13 protein-coding genes and 8 tRNA genes are annotated in these 17,461 nt (G+C 51.3%); 16 read left to right on the top strand and 5 right to left on the bottom strand.

Annotated elements, in window-relative coordinates:
- The first annotated feature begins 529 nt into the window (after window positions 1-529).
- Window positions 530-973, top strand: a complete 444-nt coding sequence (locus ACRRUX_RS08325) for a DUF4124 domain-containing protein (protein WP_432529093.1) — start codon at window positions 530-532, stop codon at window positions 971-973.
- 121 nt (window positions 974-1,094) lie between these two features.
- Here the strand turns inward: ACRRUX_RS08325 and clpB are convergent, their stop codons facing one another.
- From clpB to rluD, 3 genes are all read right to left on the bottom strand, one after another.
- Window positions 1,095-3,668: an ATP-dependent chaperone ClpB gene (clpB, locus tag ACRRUX_RS08320; RefSeq protein WP_432529091.1), complete on the bottom strand. Its 2,574-nt coding sequence runs from the start codon at window positions 3,666-3,668 to the stop codon at window positions 1,095-1,097.
- Window positions 3,669-3,855: 187 nt separating this feature from the next.
- Window positions 3,856-4,584, bottom strand: coding sequence for a peptidoglycan editing factor PgeF (pgeF, locus tag ACRRUX_RS08315; RefSeq protein WP_432529089.1), 729 nt, complete (start codon window positions 4,582-4,584; stop codon window positions 3,856-3,858).
- 2 nt (window positions 4,585-4,586) lie between these two features.
- The gene (gene rluD / locus ACRRUX_RS08310; RefSeq protein WP_432529087.1) at window positions 4,587-5,561 is read right to left on the bottom strand and encodes a 23S rRNA pseudouridine(1911/1915/1917) synthase RluD; all 975 of its coding nucleotides are present in this window, start codon (window positions 5,559-5,561) and stop codon (window positions 4,587-4,589) included.
- Window positions 5,562-5,686: 125 nt separating this feature from the next.
- On the opposite strand from rluD, the gene ACRRUX_RS08305 reads away from it, so the two are divergent.
- The 9 genes from ACRRUX_RS08305 (at window position 5,687) to ACRRUX_RS08265 (ending at window position 8,328) form a co-directional block, all read left to right on the top strand.
- Window positions 5,687-6,448, top strand: coding sequence for an outer membrane protein assembly factor BamD (locus tag ACRRUX_RS08305; protein ID WP_432529085.1), 762 nt, complete (start codon window positions 5,687-5,689; stop codon window positions 6,446-6,448).
- Between the two features lie 849 nt (window positions 6,449-7,297).
- Window positions 7,298-7,373: transfer RNA gene (locus tag ACRRUX_RS08300), tRNA-Phe, on the top strand.
- 58 nt (window positions 7,374-7,431) lie between these two features.
- Window positions 7,432-7,518, top strand: a tRNA-Leu gene (locus ACRRUX_RS08295).
- 38 nt (window positions 7,519-7,556) lie between these two features.
- Window positions 7,557-7,643: transfer RNA gene (locus ACRRUX_RS08290), tRNA-Leu, on the top strand.
- Window positions 7,644-7,675: 32 nt separating this feature from the next.
- Window positions 7,676-7,762 (top strand) — tRNA-Leu (locus ACRRUX_RS08285).
- Between the two features lie 57 nt (window positions 7,763-7,819).
- Window positions 7,820-7,895: transfer RNA gene (locus ACRRUX_RS08280), tRNA-Phe, on the top strand.
- Window positions 7,896-7,953: 58 nt separating this feature from the next.
- Window positions 7,954-8,040 (top strand) — tRNA-Leu (locus tag ACRRUX_RS08275).
- A 69-nt stretch (window positions 8,041-8,109) separates the two neighbouring features.
- A tRNA-Phe gene (locus ACRRUX_RS08270) sits at window positions 8,110-8,185 on the top strand.
- A 56-nt stretch (window positions 8,186-8,241) separates the two neighbouring features.
- A tRNA-Leu gene (locus tag ACRRUX_RS08265) sits at window positions 8,242-8,328 on the top strand.
- 369 nt (window positions 8,329-8,697) lie between these two features.
- Here ACRRUX_RS08265 and ACRRUX_RS08260 read toward each other — a convergent pair.
- Window positions 8,698-10,560 carry a methyl-accepting chemotaxis protein gene (locus ACRRUX_RS08260; protein ID WP_432529083.1) on the bottom strand — a complete coding sequence of 621 codons (1,863 nt, stop codon included), beginning with the start codon at window positions 10,558-10,560 and terminating at the stop codon, window positions 8,698-8,700.
- A 314-nt stretch (window positions 10,561-10,874) separates the two neighbouring features.
- Here ACRRUX_RS08260 and ACRRUX_RS08255 point away from each other — a divergent pair, with 314 nt between their 5' ends.
- The 3 genes from ACRRUX_RS08255 to ACRRUX_RS08245 are packed head-to-tail and all read left to right on the top strand — an operon-like array spanning window position 10,875 to window position 12,809.
- Entirely contained in the window at window positions 10,875-11,375 is a 501-nt protein-coding gene (locus ACRRUX_RS08255; protein WP_432529101.1) for an RNA polymerase sigma factor, read from the top strand.
- On the top strand, window positions 11,368-11,871 hold the full coding sequence (locus tag ACRRUX_RS08250) for a hypothetical protein (RefSeq protein WP_432529081.1): 504 nt from the start codon (window positions 11,368-11,370) through the stop codon (window positions 11,869-11,871). The genes ACRRUX_RS08255 and ACRRUX_RS08250 overlap by 8 nt, the downstream gene beginning before the upstream one ends.
- Window positions 11,868-12,809, top strand: coding sequence for a DUF4097 family beta strand repeat-containing protein (locus ACRRUX_RS08245; RefSeq protein WP_432529078.1), 942 nt, complete (start codon window positions 11,868-11,870; stop codon window positions 12,807-12,809). The genes ACRRUX_RS08250 and ACRRUX_RS08245 overlap by 4 nt, the downstream gene beginning before the upstream one ends.
- A gap of 116 nt (window positions 12,810-12,925) precedes the next feature.
- On the opposite strand, the gene rsuA is transcribed toward ACRRUX_RS08245, so the two are convergent.
- Window positions 12,926-13,630: a 16S rRNA pseudouridine(516) synthase RsuA gene (rsuA, locus tag ACRRUX_RS08240; protein ID WP_432529076.1), complete on the bottom strand. Its 705-nt coding sequence runs from the start codon at window positions 13,628-13,630 to the stop codon at window positions 12,926-12,928.
- Window positions 13,631-13,895: 265 nt separating this feature from the next.
- Between rsuA and ACRRUX_RS08235 the strand changes: the two genes are divergently transcribed.
- The 3 genes from ACRRUX_RS08235 (at window position 13,896) to ACRRUX_RS08225 (ending at window position 17,454) form a co-directional block, all read left to right on the top strand.
- Window positions 13,896-15,977, top strand: a complete 2,082-nt coding sequence (locus ACRRUX_RS08235; protein ID WP_432529074.1) for a M13 family metallopeptidase — start codon at window positions 13,896-13,898, stop codon at window positions 15,975-15,977.
- 176 nt (window positions 15,978-16,153) lie between these two features.
- Window positions 16,154-16,936: a GTP pyrophosphokinase gene (locus ACRRUX_RS08230; protein ID WP_432529072.1), complete on the top strand. Its 783-nt coding sequence runs from the start codon at window positions 16,154-16,156 to the stop codon at window positions 16,934-16,936.
- A gap of 116 nt (window positions 16,937-17,052) precedes the next feature.
- On the top strand, window positions 17,053-17,454 hold the full coding sequence (locus ACRRUX_RS08225) for an SMI1/KNR4 family protein (RefSeq protein WP_432529070.1): 402 nt from the start codon (window positions 17,053-17,055) through the stop codon (window positions 17,452-17,454).
- Window positions 17,455-17,461 lie beyond the last annotated feature (7 nt).

Below are 17,461 nucleotides of genomic sequence, written 5' to 3'. Positions count from 1 at the left end.
ACTATCTCATTAAGAGAAGGAGAGAATAAGTCTTTGTCGACCTCATCAACTACTGTGAATGTCCACACAGATTTGCTTGTCTGTCTAATTGTTAAAGAGCAACCGATGTTTGTTTTCACCGGGTCAGGGCTGCGTATTCTACGCTTCAAAACCCTTTCGTCAAGCGCTTTTTTGAAGAAGATTTTCAAGCGATGATTTTATCATCACGCGTTGTTTGCAACGCTGCTTTTCCATCTCTTCGGCACTTGCCGACCTGACCTGCAAACCGCGCCGTTTGTCGCTGTGTGCCGTGTCAGTGAGGGCGTATTATAAGGAGCAGATTTATTTGCGCAAGTGCTTTATTCTCACCGCCGAATCAAGCGACCAGACTTTGCACAACAAGGCTATAATTAGGCCGACATGATGAGAAAACAGACTCTTTGCTGCGCTTGTTTTGGGAAAACGCGTTGAATTTACCCATCGAATTGATTAATTTGACGGAATTATCGCCAGCACAAGAAAAATAAGTCGAATACGCAAGGATAGCTCTATGACAACACTTGTAAGACTGGCAGCGCTGCTGCTGTTCAGCTTCTCCCTTTATGCCAATGACGTCATATATACCTGGGTAGACGATAAAGGGGTTCGCCACTATAGCCAACTTCCGCCGGAAGGAGAGGTTGAGGTAACCCGCCTGAGCAATGCCGATTTGGAACCACAGCGAATTGGCAGTGTCGCGCCCGTGAGGAAAGATGATCAGCCAGCAACCAATGACCCTTTGCAACAACAAGCGGACACCATCAAAGCTAAGAACGCCGCTCAGGCCGAAGACATCTGCAATAACGCCAAACACAATCTCAATGTATTACTCAGCCATGCACAGATCAGTAAACCCGGCGAGAAAGAGGGAGAAATGGTGATGATGTCTGATGAGGATAAACAGGCAGCGATTAAAGAAAATCAACAAAGAGTCAAATTGTTCTGCGAACAATAATTCACAGATAGTCAGGATTATTGCCATTCACTGGAACGAAAAAACAAGAAAAGGGGCACTGTTCAGTGCCCCTTTGCTATGTTTGTTGCTAAACCTCTTCAGAATTAAGTTAGCGCTTAATTCACTGGGTGAAGCTCAGACTATCCCCGTCTACACCAACTTTAATGGCTTTACCCGGGATTAACTCACCTTTCAGCAAGCGTTGTGCCAATGGGTTTTCAATCTCCTGCTGCAATGCCCGCTTCAGAGGTCTTGCACCAAAGACTGGGTCGAATCCTGCGTCTGCAATCAATGCCAGCGCATCGGCGGACACTTCCAGTTCGAAGTCTTTTTCAGCCAGACGCTTACGCAGAGAACCTATCTGAATATCCGCAATGCGCTTGATGTTTTCGGCATCCAGCGGATGGAATACCACAGTCTCATCAATCCGGTTGAGGAATTCAGGACGGAAATATTTGTTCACCACTTCCATTACGTCAGCTTTCATATCGGCATAAGAGAAACTACCGAATTTATCCTGGATAACGTCAGACCCCAGATTAGAGGTCATGATCACCACAGTATTGCGGAAATCCACTGTACGCCCCTGACCATCGGTCAGACGTCCATCGTCCAAAACCTGCAGCAGAATGTTAAACACATCCGGGTGCGCCTTCTCGACTTCATCGAGCAGAATAACCGAATAAGGCTTGCGACGTACCGCTTCGGTCAGATAACCGCCTTCTTCATAACCCACATATCCTGGAGGCGCACCGACCAGACGGGACACAGAGTGTTTCTCCATGAACTCCGACATATCAATGCGCACCAATGCCGATTCACTGTCGAACAGGAATTGCGCCAGCGTTTTACACAGCTCGGTTTTACCGACGCCGGTAGGGCCAAGGAACAGGAAGGAGCCAATGGGACGATTGGGATCCGCCAGCCCGGCACGACTACGACGTATCGCATTGGCCACCGCATCTACCGCTTCATTCTGTCCAATTACCCGCTGATGCAGCGCGCCTTCCATCTGCAGCAGTTTTTCACGCTCGCCTTCCAGCATTTTGGCGACCGGAATACCTGTGGCTTTGGACAGCACTTCGGCAATTTCCACGTCAGTGACTTTGTTGCGCAGCAGCGTCATATCCTGCATCTCGGCCTGAGAGGCTAAGTCCAGCTGTTTTTCCAGTTCAGGAATACGGCCATACTGCAGCTCAGACATACGGGTCAGATCGCCGGCGCGGCGCGCCACTTCCAGATCCATTCTGGCCTGTTCAAGGTCCGCTTTAATCTGCTGAGTACCAGCAAGCGCGGCCTTCTCTGTGTACCAAATCTCGTTCAGCTCAGCCGCTTTGGCCTCAATATCCCGTAGCTCTTCACGCAGAATGGCCAGACGCTTACGGCTTGCCTCGTCGTTTTCTTTGCTCAGGGCCTGTTCTTCCAGCTTGAGCTGAATAGCACGTCGCTCAAGTCTGTCGAGCTGCTCTGGCTTGGAGTCAATCTGCATACGAATGCTGGATGCCGCTTCGTCGATGAGATCGATGGCCTTATCAGGCAGCTTGCGATCAGAGATATATCTGTGGGACATACTGGCCGCCGCCACAATGGCCGGGTCGGTAATTTCCACATGATGGTGTAGCTCATAACGCTCTTTCAGACCACGCAGAATGGCAATGGTGTCTTCCACGCTGGGTTCATCCACCAACACTTTCTGGAAACGTCGCTCAAGCGCCGCATCTTTCTCTATATATTGACGGTATTCATCCAGGGTTGTGGCGCCCACACAGTGCAGCTCACCACGGGCCAGTGCAGGTTTGAGCATATTACCGGCATCCATGGCGCCGTCACTCTTACCGGCACCCACCATAGTATGCAGCTCATCGATGAACAGGATCACCTGCCCCTCTTCCTGAGCCAGCTCATTCAGTACCGCCTTCAGACGTTCTTCAAACTCACCGCGGTATTTGGCACCGGCAACCAAGGCGCCGAGATCCAGCGACAATACCCGCTTGTTCTTGATGCCTTCAGGCACTTCGCCGTTAACAATACGCTGGGCCAGCCCTTCAACAATAGCGGTTTTACCGACACCCGGCTCACCGATCAATACAGGGTTGTTTTTACTGCGACGTTGCAGCACCTGAATGGTGCGACGAATTTCATCATCACGACCAATCACAGGATCAAGTTTGCCCTGCTCGGCACGTTCAGTCAGATCGACTGTGTATTTTTTTAAAGCCTGACGTTGATCCTCAGCATTAGGATCATCGACTTTCTGACCACCACGAATCGCTTCTATGGTTTTCTCCATCAATTCTTTGGTCGCGCCGGACTCTTTGAGAAGGCGCGCCAGGGTGTCGTTGCCTTCCAGGGCCGCCAATACGAACAGCTCACTGGAAATGTATTTGTCTTTGCGCTTTTGCGCCAACTTGTCGCACAGGTTGAGCAAGCGAACCAGCGCCTGTGACAATTGTACATCACCGCCGGTACCGTCCACCTGTGGCAGGCGTTCCAGCTCCTGACTGAGCAGAGAACGCAGATTACTGACGCGGATCCCCGCCTGTGTCAGCAAAGGGTGGATCGATCCACCATCCTGATTAAGCAATGCCATCATCAGGTGCACGGGTTCAATGAACTGGTTATCCCGGCCAAGTGCCAGGGATTGAGCATCTGAAATGGCAATCTGGAATTTGTTGGTCATACGATCAAGCCGCATATAACCTCCTTATGAAAGCCAAATAGTGTTACCCCAAAGGGTAAAGAAGAGACCCGAAGGTCATGAATTTTCAGAATATGCCTGGAAGATAAAGGAAAATTTGATTGCGCCAGCAAATTAGGGATTATCTCCCGGCATATCTGCCTACAATCAAGATGGTGGTTATCGAAGGGATTTCAAGGGGAGATTAGTTTTTCAACCAGATAAATGACGCAAAACGCCCGGTTTTTGGGCTTTTACGATAAGAAAAATATTTTTCAGATAAAGTATAAGTGCACTCAGAAGTGCAGTGAATATCCGTAATCCCGGCCGCAACCAAACGCTGATGAGCCAACATTTCAAGATTACCGAAGTATTTACCGGGCGATGCGGGCAAAAACGCCTTGTCTGCCGCGATATCGGCGATGACAAAAGCCTCCCTGACCTCTGCCCCGACCTCAAATGCTGTCGGACCAATTGCTGGACCAATCAGCGCCTGAATATCGCATGCCGGTGCTAGGAACTTCTGTAGCGCCGCTTCTATCACGCCATTACACAGCCCGCGCCAGCCTGCATGTACCGCCGCTACCTCGGTGCCCTGACGATCACACAGGAGGATCGGCAGGCAATCTGCCGTCATTACAGCGCAAACCTGACCCGGCAGTTTGGTATAGCTGGCATCCGCCCGATTGGCGTGCACCTCAAGTGGATTCAGTGGCAGAGTCACTACATCAGTACCATGCACCTGTTCAAGCCACACTGGTTGGCCCGGCATAGCAAATAAAGCTTGCACCCGACGGCGATTTTCAGCCACAGCCCTGGGATCATCATCAACATGATCCCCTAAATTCAGGCTGTTAAAAGGCGGCAAGCTGACTCCCCCATCACGGGTAGACACAGCAAAGCCGACATTATCGGGCACAGACCAGGCAAACACCCTTAGATGTACTCCATGGGATGTTCCTGGGTGTCTTTACGCAGTGCCTTGGTCAGCTCCACCATATCGGCAGGAACAGGAGCCTGGAAGCTCATGATTTCCATATCGAAGGGGTGCACCAGCTCCAGACGCACAGCGTGCAATGCCTGACGCTTGAAGTTACGCAGCACTTCAGAGAATTCTGCGCTGGCGGCCTTTGGTGGGCGAGGACGACCACCATAGACAGGATCACCGACCAACACATGGCCAATATGCGCCATATGCACACGGATCTGGTGGGTACGACCGGTTTCCAGACGCAGACGCAGGCGGGTGTGGGCACGGAATTTCTCCGCCACACGATAATGGGTCACAGAAGGACGACCATTATGGATCACCGCCATATGAGTGCGCTTGGTGGCATGACGACCAATCGGCGCATCCACAGTACCGCCCGCCGTCATGGTGCCAATACAGATGGCCTCATATTCGCGGGTGATTTCCCGTGCCTGCAGCGCGGCAACCAGGTGAGTTTGCGCTTCAACAGTCTTGGCCACCACCATCAAACCTGTGGTGTCTTTATCCAGACGATGAACGATACCGGCACGCGGCACCAACTCAATCTCAGGGCAATGATGCAGCAGGGCATTCATCAGGGTACCACTGGTGTTACCGGCACCTGGATGAACCACCAAACCAGCCTGCTTATTGATCACCAGAATGTGGTCATCTTCGTACACAATATCCAGATCGATGGCCTGCGCCTCGGCCAGCACTTCTTCAGGAAGTGTTGCCTCGATTTCGATCTGCTGTGATTCGAGAACTTTTTCACGGGGCTTATCTACCTTGACCCCGTCTACATATACGGCACCGGATACGATCCATTCCTTGATACGGGTGCGCGAGTAGTCAGGGAACAACTCAGCCAATGCCTGATCCAATCTCAGCCCTGTTTGAGTTGCTGAAATCTCGCTTTTTAGATTAATCTCTTGAGCCATAAGGAACCGTCCCCCGGATTTGGGGTCCAATAAGAAAGTGCTATCTGTTACAATCGGATTGTTTCTATTTTATCGTGAAATGGAAAAATTCTTAACTACAACTTATAAAAGAATTGAATTCTCCTATGTCTAGATTTGCCAAGTGCGCTGCAGTTGTCATGATTTCCTTAGCGATTTCAGCATGTAGCAGTAACAACGAGCTGGATGAAACCCTGTCCAAACAGTCACCCGAAGCCCTGTATACTCAGGCCAGAACGTCTATGGAACTGGGAAATTTCTCCAAGGCAGTTCGCACTCTGGAAGCGCTGGACTCACGTTATCCCTTTGGCGCACACAAGACTCAGGTACAGCTGGATCTGATTTATGCATACTATAAGCTGAACGATCCCGCTTCCGGCATTGCCAATATTGACCGCTTCATTCGACTGAACCCAACTCATCCCGACATCGACTACGTCTACTATATGCGTGGTCTGGTGAATATGCAGTCTGACAGCTACATGTTCCACGATATGCTGGGCATTGACCGCACTGACAGAGATCCCAAACATGCAATGCAGGCGTTCAAGGACTTTGAACGGCTGATTAAGATGTACCCCAACAGCAAATATGCAGCCGATGCACAACAGCGGATGCAATGGCTGAAAGACCGTCTGGCCCGCTACTCTATTGATGTCGCTGAATACTATCTGAAGATGAATGCCTGGAGCGCCGCAGCCGTGCGCGCCCAGTCCGTGATGGAAACCTACCCGGGTACACCGTCAACTGAACGCGCGCTGGAAATTATGGCCGAAGCCTATAAGGAACTTGGCCAGGAAAAACTGCGTGAGCATGTACTGCAGGTAATGAAGGCCAATTATCCTGACAACAAACTGGTCGCTGGCTAAACCTAGCCATCCAATACTTCAGCAACGCCCCTTTAATTGGGGCGTTGTCATATTCACAAGGTCTGTTAAACAAAATATCCCGCATTCGCAGCAGTCCTCGCCACCTATGGCCAAGCCGTATCGCCATACCGACATATGTCTATATGAATGAACCGCTATCAAACGCACATCACTGCATCAATAAACGGTGATAGCCTGGCTGCTATCTACAGATTTTGATCTTCTGACCGACCTCAGGCAGCTGGCGAACAAAAAATAAAGGAGAGGTGACCAGAGGTATAGCTATTCACTTCCAAGCGGCTAAGGCCATCTGCCATTAAATAGCCCACCAATCCAATGGCAGGCAGACAATCAACAGACAAGCCATCGTCTTTAAAAAATCACTCAGGGACCATAACTTTTAATACGCATATGATTGTCAGTACCAAAGCCGAATCACTCTTCGATGACAGCAAACCGACCTGAGCCCCACTAAAGTCCCGCATCCTCCGGCCACTGTTATTGGTACCTGCGGCAGCTATTAGTCCGTGACGATACTCAGCCTCGCTTTCAACAATATCCATCATCACTCGACATCATCAGATAACGCCACCCCGATTAAGCTCAACAAGCGAGTATGCAAGCGCATCGCTGCTGGCAGGTAGCCCCGGAATGGCGGCAATGGCACCAGCACAACCAGGTAAGCCAACAAGCAGCCATTTCCGTAACTGCCTCAGACCAGTCATTTTGCCCAAAAACTCAGCAACATAGGCGTTTGCGGGCGTTTCTTGTGCAAACAAACCGGTTTTTTGGTTTTCACACAGAAAAGTGTTGACTCAAATCCGCAAAAGCTTTTTAATGCACGCCGTCGCCCGAATAGCTCAGTTGGTAGAGCAGCGGATTGAAAATCCGCGTGTCCCTGGTTCGATTCCGGGTTCGGGCACCACTCTTTAACTTTGGTGCTGAACAGGCTAAGTTATAGAGCGTAAGCAAGATAGTACAGTGCAGGTGTGGTGGAATTGGTAGACACGCTAGCTTCAGGTGCTAGTGCCCTTACGGGCGTGGAAGTTCAAGTCTTCTCACCTGTACCAATCTTGCTTAAAAGTTGTTGATCACACAGGTCGTCAGTGCAGGTGTGGTGGAATTGGTAGACACGCTAGCTTCAGGTGCTAGTGCCCTTACGGGCGTGGAAGTTCAAGTCTTCTCACCTGTACCAATTTCTGACGATTTGATTAACAACAAAACAATGCAGGTGTGGTGGAATTGGTAGACACGCTAGCTTCAGGTGCTAGTGCCCTTACGGGCGTGGAAGTTCAAGTCTTCTCACCTGTACCAATTTATAAGACCTCGATGACGTCGAGGTTTTTTTAGCGGTGAATTAAAGCTGCTAAAGCCCGAATAGCTCAGTTGGTAGAGCAGCGGATTGAAAATCCGCGTGTCCCTGGTTCGATTCCGGGTTCGGGCACCACTCTTTACTCTGACATTTAATGTCTTCTACCAAAGGTAAAGAGTTTACTGTTCACAATGCAGGTGTGGTGGAATTGGTAGACACGCTAGCTTCAGGTGCTAGTGCCCTTACGGGCGTGGAAGTTCAAGTCTTCTCACCTGTACCAAATACAGGCTTTATTGTGGCCTTGTGGTACACGATAAAGAGATAAACATCGGGTTTATCAAGTAGTTTTGCCCGAATAGCTCAGTTGGTAGAGCAGCGGATTGAAAATCCGCGTGTCCCTGGTTCGATTCCGGGTTCGGGCACCACTCTTTACTTAGACTGTAAAGTCTGCTACCAAAGGTAAAGAGTTTAAAAGTTCAATGCAGGTGTGGTGGAATTGGTAGACACGCTAGCTTCAGGTGCTAGTGCCCTTACGGGCGTGGAAGTTCAAGTCTTCTCACCTGTACCACATTGAAATACAAAAAAGCCTCGCTCTGCGAGGCTTTTTTGTATCTGCGGTAAATTCGCTCCTGGGTCATCGAAGATCTCTATGCCCGTCTCCTTTCTTCATCTCTCTTAATCCGGGATTAACTGAGCACAAGTGTCTCCTTTTATCTCAGTGTATTTATCTGCTGAGGCAAACAGGTGATTGCATCATCAGCATAACGAGCACAAACATTGCGAGAGTATCCGTTTGTGCCCATCCATTACTCACAACAATGCGTCCCGACGATGGCAGAATAATCCCCATAGACCTGTCCCCTCATATAAAAAAGCCCCATGTATCAGGGCAAGTTAACGTCACAGTCACTCGCTCAAATACACAGGGCTTTTGAGATCAGGCCTTGAACCTACTGACCGACGCCAATAATTCCGACGCTTTATCCTCCAGTATCGCACTGTCACGGGCATTGGCTATTGCCGCTTTTGACGAAGATTCAGCAATGTCACGGATCGCCAGCACATTCTTGTTCACCTCGTTGGCAACCATACTCTGCTGTTCAATGGCCGCAGCGATTTGCGTACTCATGTCCATGATATTACTGATATCCTGGTTAATTTGCTGCAGCGCCCCTCCGGTCGATTCCGCCTGGCGGGCACTCTCACTGCCCTGATACTGACTTTGGTGCATCATATCCACCACAGTCTGGGTCCGCTTTTGCAGGTTATCTATGATGCTCGCAATCTCATTGGTCGAGTCCTGAGTGCGCATCGCCAGCGACCTGACTTCATCGGCAACGACAGCAAACCCTCTGCCCTGCTCTCCGGCCCGCGCCGCTTCAATCGCCGCATTAAGTGCCAGCAGATTGGTCTGGTCGGCAATACTACGGATCACATCCAGCACTTTTCCGATGGTTTCCCCATCGGCAGCCAGTTTGGCGACCACCTCAACACTGGTATCCAGCTTAGCTGCCAGCTCCTGGATCATGCTGATGGTCCGTTCGACACTTTGCTGTCCCTGCAACGCATTTTCATGGGTTGTTCCCGCCCTGGCAGCAGCCAGCTCTGTGTTATTGGCGATCTCTTCGATAGTCGCTCCCATCTCGGTAATTGCCGTGGCCACCATATCGGTTTCATTCAGCTGACTGGTAATACCGTGGGAGGTCTGTTTGGCCGTTTCCGACAATGACAGGCACGAGGCATTCACCTGAGCAACCGACTGATTAACCTGACAGATAAGTGCCTGAAAGTTTTCCAGCATATTGTTGAAGTGCAGCGCAATTTGCCCCAGCTCATCCTGCCTTGCCGTATCACAGCGCAACGTCAAATCCCGCTCGGTTTCAACCCGGGTAATCACGGCTGTGATGGCCTCAACCGGACGTACAATACTGCGGATAATAGTGACAGTGAACAGTCCAAGAGCAATCGCAATAACAGATAAAAGTGCTATGGTCATGACCGAGATTTGCTGCTTCTGCGCGCTCAATTCAGTACTGGTTTGCTGTTTGAGTACCGCGAACAATTCATCCATCCGGGTACTCAGTGTGGTCAGTTCGCCACGCAGTCCCTGCGCTCCGGACAGTCCCAATTGCTGCTCGCCCTTCACCAGCGCGATAAACGCCTGCTGATACTCCAGCATCATCCGGCTCACCTCCCGCTGAGTCGCCTCTGGCAAGCCTGATGTCTGCAAGGCCCGGGAAAATTCCTCTATGTTCTTCTGAAACAGATCCAAATAACGGGTATCCAGTCTGAGCATAAAGTCCTTCTCATTGCGCCTTAACTGCAACATCAATACCGACAGCACATTCTGCTCTTCATTCTGCAGTTTGAGTTCAACATTATGCACAGCCTCGCGCAGTTTTCCGTACAGACCGGAAGTCGGTGTCAGGCCAATCTGCTTTTGTTGCTCGACCGCACTATCAAAACTTTTGGCATATTGCTGACCGCTGGCGACCAACTGCTGTAAAACCTGAGGATCGATACCAAAAGATTCAAATATCGCCTGTAACTCTGCCGCAGCAGCCAGAAGTTGCTGGCGGTCTGACTGATGACGCTGAGCATACTGCTCATCCAGTCTGTCAAAAAAGTCCTTTTCGTCTTTTCTCAGGCTGAGCACATCCCGCTCCAGCTCCACGATATGCCGGGCAGCCCTGTCCAACTCAGCCTGAGTCGACTGGGCCTTACTCTGCAGTCCATAAACCAGCAACACGGTAACTAACCCCAACAAAGCGTTCAGTACCAACTTCCGACGAATCAACATATCTGTTCCCGCTGTTTTTCTTATGACCTGGATTTGACCAATCATCATGTGGTTCGCAACTTTGTTGCGAATATGTAATGCTACGCCATCATGCACACAACTCACTCATTCGTATGCAAAAGTGCGATGTTTGTCATGAAGATGTCAACGCAATCACCTGTCTATATCGTTCCCTGTCCGGATTTATTGAGCACGACAGAATATTTTTTAAGCAGATTTAAACCAAAACCTGAACTCCGGCATCAAATGCAATAAAAACCGGCATACAACCACAACAGGACATCAGGGCTGTGCAACCTTCTCAGAACAATGACATGGACGATCAGGATTTGCTGAAACACGCACAGAGTGGCGATGAACAGGCATTCCAGCAGTTATATCTGCGTCATAAAAATCGGGTTTACGCCATTGCACTGAGATTAACTACCGATATCCGCACAGCCGAAGAATTGACTCAGGATTGCTTTGTCCATTTGTGGCACAAGCTGGCGCTGTTCGATGGCCGTTCAGCGTTTACGACCTGGCTGCACCGCCTGTGTATCAATCACTGCCTTGGAGCACTGCGACGGCAACGGCATTTCTGGCAACGCTTTCAATCGGCAGAGACAGACATTGCCACCCAGCACGCCGGTTATCAAGGTCTGGACAGACTCGTTGTTCGATTGCCCAGGCAGGCCAGGTTGGTGTTTGTACTGCATGCACTGGAAGGCTATCAACATGACGAAATCGCCGTTTTGCTCAACATAGCGACCGGCACCAGCAAGGCCCAGTATCACAGGGCCAGAAATTTGCTGAAGGAGATGCTCAATGACTGACAAAGACACACTCCTCGATGACCTGATTGCCTCAGCTCCGCGGGAGATTACGCCAAAGCGGGATCTGTGGCCCGGGATCCGGGCACAATTGGCACCTGTGACTACAACCGGTTTTGGCTGGAAAACACCGGTCGCTGCCAGCCTCCTGATCGCCGGATTGCTGCTGGGATGGCAACTGTCCCGCCCACAAGTGATGACAGCCGATCCGGCATTACTGGCGCTGGTTGAATCTACCCGCGAGACACACCAGCAACAGATGGCGCAAATACAGCTGCAGGTCAGGCCGGTAAGCTGGCACGTCAGTCAGGAGCAACAGGCCATAGAGTTGGCGATGACACAGCTTATTCAGGCAGAACAACAGGTCTATCAGGCATTGGAGCAAAGTCCGCAAAACACGGCGTTATGGGATATGTGGTTATGGCTGCATCAGCAGCAAATCAAACTCTTGCTGGATAACCAGGTGGTATCCGGCCAATGGAAAGGAGCACAGATATGACATTCAGACTAACAACTTCACTTTGGCTTGCCGGCGCGTTGCTGTGGCCTGCACTGGCGTTAGCTGCACAGACCGTCGATGAGCGCCAGGCTGTGCCAGAAAATGCTGAAGTCAGCATCAAAGTGCAGCGTGGCAGGGTCAACATCAGCAGCTGGGATAAATCTGAAATTCAGGTCAAAGGCACGCTGGATGAACTCACCGAGGGGCTCAGGTTTGTCGTCGATGGCAATCAGGTGGTGATTGAAGACACCATGCCCCGCAGTTACACCGGCAAGGGTGACGGCTCCAGTCTCACCATTTGGCTGCCGGCAGCCACCAACATTAACGGCGAAGGTATCTCCAGCGACTATCGTATCTCTGGAATCAATGCCTGGGTCTCACTGCAAAACGTCAGCGGCGATATGCTGCTTGAGGACATCACAGGTCCACTGCGGGTAAAAACCATCTCCGGAGATATTACTGCGCAACGCATTTCACAGACCATGGAGCTTGCCAGCGTGTCAGGTGAGATACAGATCAGCAAAAGTGACGGGGATCTGGCGCTGGCCAATGTCAGCGGCAATATGGTTATCAATACCAATGCAAGTGCAGTCAAACTGGAAACCGTGTCGGGCGAAGTTGAGCTGGCGGCGCCACAACTGTCCCAGTTAAAACTCAACAGCGTCAGCGGTGATGTGCAGGCTCATGTTGGCGGCGCGCTGACAGAGGCTAAACTGGACAGCGTCAGTGGAGATATTCAGCTGATAGTCAGTCAATTGCCCAATGCCAGATTTGTCATCAATGGCGGACCGGGCGGCAAAGTCGTTAATCAATTGAGTGATGACAAGCCGCAAAAGGACAAGTACTCCAGGCAGCAATCACTGATATTCAACAGTGGCTCAGGAAATGGCACAGTGGTCATCAATACCATCAGCGGAACACTGACACTTGCCAAATAGCAGATATGCCAGAGTCATCAGGCCCTGATAGTCGCTATTCACTCATATCCTGTGATTAAAAAGCAAAAGCCTTCCACTCGGAAGGCCTTTTTGTAGTATCACTGCAAAGATGACTGTCAGCTTCTGCCCTGACGCACCGCCTCGACCTCAGCATCAGTCAGATAACGCCACTCGCCGGGCTGCAGATCCGCATCCAGCTCCAGCGGCCCAACGGCTTCACGGTGCAGCCCCACCACCTTGTTACCCACTGCGCCAAACATGCGTTTCACCTGATGATATTTGCCTTCCATGATGGTCAGCAGAGCTTCATGGGAAGACTGTATCTCCAGCTTGGCCGGCCGGGTTAGTCCATCTTCGCCGTTCAGTTGAACACCTTGCGCAAATTGCGCCACCAGCTCAGGCGACAAAGGATCCGCCACAGTCACCCGGTAGCGTTTGCCACAGGCTTTTTTCGGTGAGGTGATCTGATGCGACCACTGACCATCATCGGTGATCAGCACCAGGCCAGTGGTGTCCACATCCAGCCGCCCGGCAATATGCAGCAGCTCCGGCTTTTCAATGTCCAGCAGGCTCAGTACACACTGATACTCTTCATCCTGGGTGGAGCAGATGATTCCCTCCGGCTTGTGCATCATCAGGTAACGCAGTCCGATCAGACTGAGAGTTTCCCCATCCAGGGTGATGTGCATATCGGGAGTGACCTTAAAAGACGAGTCTTTAACCACCTCACCGTTACAGCACACCTCGCCACGGTGCAGCGCTTTTTTGGCCAGACTGCGGGTCAGACTGGTACTTTCACAAATAAATTTATCCAGACGCACGGTAATTCCCTGCCTTATTCGATTGCTGGTGCCATTATCGCCGTCAGGTGCCAAATAACAAAGTCATTTGCTCGTTCACGCTCCTGAATCCGTCGCGACAATCTATGCCAAACCAAGCAGTTAACGATTCGTTACAGTTACTGACACTCTGTATTGGTTAAGCCATTTACATTTACCCAACATGCTTTAGCATGTGACCTTGATCAAAGGCAGGTTTATCCACCAACAAATCAACCTGCCAGGGGAAAAATTACAAGGAATCAGCATGAAAAAGTCAGTCTTGGGCGCATTGGGGCTGTGCGCCATCGCGTCACTGTCCGCTTGCAGTGACAATAAGGTTTCAGAAGTACCACAGGTTGCTCCAACTCAGGTCGCTGAAGCCGTGGCCGTCAGCCTGAATTCAGGTGTCGAGTTTGATAATTTCGACCGCACAGTACGTCCACAGGACGACTTCTACACTTATGTAAACGGTGCCTGGCTCAAGGCGGCCGACATTCCTGCTGACCGTACTTCTATCGGTGCCTTCTACGATCTGCGTGAAAAATCCAAAGAAGATGTCAAAGCCATTATCGAAGCAGTGGCGGCGCAGCAGAATCTGACACCCGGCAGCGACGAGCAGAAAGTGGCGGATCTGTACCGCTCTTATATGGACGTTGACGCCCTTAACAAACTGGGCATCAAGCCGCTGGAATCTGAACTGGCACAAATTGCCGCCATCGAAAACAAAGATCAGCTGGCGGAATACTTCGCCCACAGCCAGATCATCGGCAGCGGCACCCCCATGGCTTTCTACATCGGAGTGGATGCCAAAAACTCCAGCCGTTATGCCACCCATATCTGGCAATATGGCCTGAGCCTGCCGGAGAAAGACTACTACTTCAATCAGGACGAGCGCTTCGTCAATATCCGCAAAGCCTATCTGGAACACATTGAAAAGATGTTTACCCTGGCCGGTTTTGACAACGCCAAACAGGCAGCTCAAACCGTGCTGGCGCTGGAAACTGCCATTGCCGAGCATCACTGGGATGTGGTCGAAACCCGCGACTCCACCAAGGCGTACAACCCTTATAAACTGGCCGATCTCAAGCAACTGGCACCCAACTTTAACTGGGAGGGTTACCTCAAGGTCCTGGGCGGTGACAAGCAGCCAGACATCATCATCAACCAGCCAAGCTACATCACAGGATTGGCGGGCATCATAGATACCATTCCGCTGAATGAGTGGAAAACCTATCTGGAATGGCAACTGCTGACCAACTACGCCTCACTGCTGAGCGAAGATCTGGATAACGAAAACTTCAACTTCTTCGCCAAGACCCTCAACGGCCAGCAGGAGCAGGAGCCCCGCTGGAAGCGTGGCGTGGCGTCCGTCAACAGCACCCTGGGTGAAGTGGTCGGTAAGGTTTATGTGAAGCAGCACTTCGCCCCTGAAGCCAAAGAGCGGATGCAGGAACTGGTTGAAAACCTGCGTAAAGCCTATGGTCAGAGCATTGAGGAACTGGATTGGATGAGCGAAGAAACCAAGGTGAAAGCCAAGGATAAACTCGCCAAGTTCACCCCAAAAATCGGTTATCCGGATCAGTGGCAGGACTACGATGCGCTGGTGATCAAATCCGACGATCTGGTGGGTAACAAGATCCGCGCCTCACAGGTTGAGCATGATCGCAGCCTGGCCAAGCTCGGCGGCCCAATCCAGAAGTGGGAATGGTTTATGACGCCGCAAACCGTCAACGCCTACTACAACCCCACCATGAACGAAATCGTATTCCCGGCAGCCATTCTGCAGCCACCTTTCTTCAACATGGAAGCGGATGATGCGGTTAACTATGGCGGTATCGGCGCGGTCATCGGCCACGAAATGGGCCATGGCTTTGATGATCAGGGTGCCAAATATGATGGTGAAGGCAATCTGACGGACTGGTGGACAGAGCAGGATCTGACGGCGTTCCAGAAACGCGGTAAAGCCCTGATTGACCAATATGCCGGTTACCAGGTGTTTGATGATCTGCCTATCAATGGCGAGCTGACCTTGGGCGAAAACATCGGCGATCTGTCCGGTGTCACCATCGCCTACAAGGCCTACAAGATGTCGCTCAATGGCAAAGAAGCCCCGGTGATCGACGGTCTGACCGGCGATGAGCGCTTCTTTATCGGCTTTACCCAGATCTGGCGCGCCAAGTTCAAAGAAGAGGCACTGCGTAACCGGGTTGCCACCGATCCGCACTCACCGGCCAAGTTCCGTGCCATCGGCTCGCTGTCCAACATGCCAGAGTTCTATCAGACCTTCGAAGTGAAGGAAGGCGACCAGATGTACATCCCGGAAGCCAACCGGGTGAAGATCTGGTAACGAATATCAGTGATCCCACATTGATATGATGTGTTTAAGGCGCCGCAAGGCGCCTTTTTTTTCATCTCTGTGACCCAGACTAGCTCAGAAGCGATACAACAAGACGTTGATTCAGCATTGATTCAGTCTCATACCGCAATAATTCTCTGACTGATTTCCCGCTCCCCAGGAGTAGCATGAATAAACTGTTTCGCAGTTTGCTGGTACTGCTGTTGTTACTCAGCACCAAAGCCGGCCTGGCCGCGCCGGTCGGCCTGACATTAACCACGTTACTGAGCACACCAATACAGCAGCAAACCCACAGGCCATTGCCGGCCTGGGACCGCCATGGCATCAGCCAGCTGAGGCGCAATGCTGCCTCCCCCATCAGCCAGAACAGTGCCGATCTCAACACTCTGTACCAGCAAGCCCCGGCGGCACATCATGAACTGACGGCTCTGCTCAATCACACCGCCAGCCAGTCACAAACCCAACTGGTGATGGGCGATGTCAAATCCCGTCAGCGCGCCGGGCAAAAAGTGGCAGGTAAACTCCAGGGCGATGCCAGTCAGCTGACCGACATAGTCCGCGGCACCTTGATTGCCGACAGCCTGGATGATTTGATGACTAGCTTCAATACGCTGGAGCAGCAGGCCAACATAGTGCAACTGAAAAACCGCTTCGCCAGCCCCAAGCGGTCCGGCTATCGCGATCTGAACCTGCTGATTGAATTGCCACAAACCGGCATGATGGCCGAAGTGCAGTTGCATCTGCGTAAAATCGCCGACATAAAATCCGGGATTGAGCATCAGGCGTACCAGGAAGTACAGGGAATTGAGCTGCGAGCCCATCATCAGAAGCGGCCACTCACTGAGCTGGAGCGTGCCAGAATTATGCGTCTGCAGCAGGACTCCCACAAGTTGTATCACAAAGCCTGGCTGCACTATAAGCGTCAGGATGCCTCACTCAGGGTTGCCTAGACAGTGGATAGGCCATCACACAGCGATGACACCGGCGCCTCTTGAGCGCCGGTTTATTTTGGATTTGCCTGTTTCGCCGCTATACTGCCGCCATTGCCCATCCTCCCCCAATTGCCATGCATGAAGTAATAGACAAGTTGCAGGAACTGAGTGAACAGGTTCCTGTGCCCCTGGATTTGCCTGACTTTGACCAATTGGTTGAAGTGGAAGAAGAAATTCTTATCCCCCTGCCTGCTGAACTAAAAGAGTATCTGCTGCATGCCAGCGATGTGGTTTATGGCAGTCTGGAGCCTGTTACTGTAGCCGATCCCGGCAGTCACACCTATCTGCCGGAGGTGGCCGCTTATGCCTGGTCAATTGGTTTGCCAAGGGATCTGATCCCCATTTGTCAGGTCGGGGATGATTTTTACTGTATCAGTCAGGAAGGTGAAATTTACTTCTGGCAGGACTATCAGCTGTCTGAAGACACCTGGGAATCCTTCTGGCAGTGGGTCGAAGACGTCTGGCTGGAAGCATAATTAAAGG

The sequence above is a fragment of the Shewanella sp. GXUN23E genome (assembly GCF_050865035.1).
Classification (GTDB): domain Bacteria; phylum Pseudomonadota; class Gammaproteobacteria; order Enterobacterales; family Shewanellaceae; genus Shewanella.
The sequence above is the reverse complement of the archived record's forward strand: the minus strand, read 5'-3'. Positions and strand labels throughout refer to the sequence as shown.

Excerpts from the sequence above, each read along its gene's own strand:
- ACRRUX_RS08235 (WP_432529074.1), top strand. The coding sequence starts at position 13,896 with ATGAAAAAGTCAGTCTTGGGCGCATTGGGGCTGTGCGCCATCGCGTCA.
- ACRRUX_RS08230 (WP_432529072.1), top strand. The coding sequence starts at position 16,154 with ATGAATAAACTGTTTCGCAGTTTGCTGGTACTGCTGTTGTTACTCAGC.
- rluD (WP_432529087.1), bottom strand. The coding sequence starts at position 5,561 with ATGGCTCAAGAGATTAATCTAAAAAGCGAGATTTCAGCAACTCAAACA.
- ACRRUX_RS08250 (WP_432529081.1), top strand. The coding sequence starts at position 11,368 with ATGACTGACAAAGACACACTCCTCGATGACCTGATTGCCTCAGCTCCG.
- ACRRUX_RS08325 (WP_432529093.1), top strand. The coding sequence starts at position 530 with ATGACAACACTTGTAAGACTGGCAGCGCTGCTGCTGTTCAGCTTCTCC.
- ACRRUX_RS08245 (WP_432529078.1), top strand. The coding sequence starts at position 11,868 with ATGACATTCAGACTAACAACTTCACTTTGGCTTGCCGGCGCGTTGCTG.
- ACRRUX_RS08255 (WP_432529101.1), top strand. The coding sequence starts at position 10,875 with ATGGACGATCAGGATTTGCTGAAACACGCACAGAGTGGCGATGAACAG.
- ACRRUX_RS08260 (WP_432529083.1), bottom strand. The coding sequence starts at position 10,560 with ATGTTGATTCGTCGGAAGTTGGTACTGAACGCTTTGTTGGGGTTAGTT.
- ACRRUX_RS08305 (WP_432529085.1), top strand. The coding sequence starts at position 5,687 with ATGTCTAGATTTGCCAAGTGCGCTGCAGTTGTCATGATTTCCTTAGCG.
- ACRRUX_RS08225 (WP_432529070.1), top strand. The coding sequence starts at position 17,053 with ATGCATGAAGTAATAGACAAGTTGCAGGAACTGAGTGAACAGGTTCCT.
- clpB (WP_432529091.1), bottom strand. The coding sequence starts at position 3,668 with ATGCGGCTTGATCGTATGACCAACAAATTCCAGATTGCCATTTCAGAT.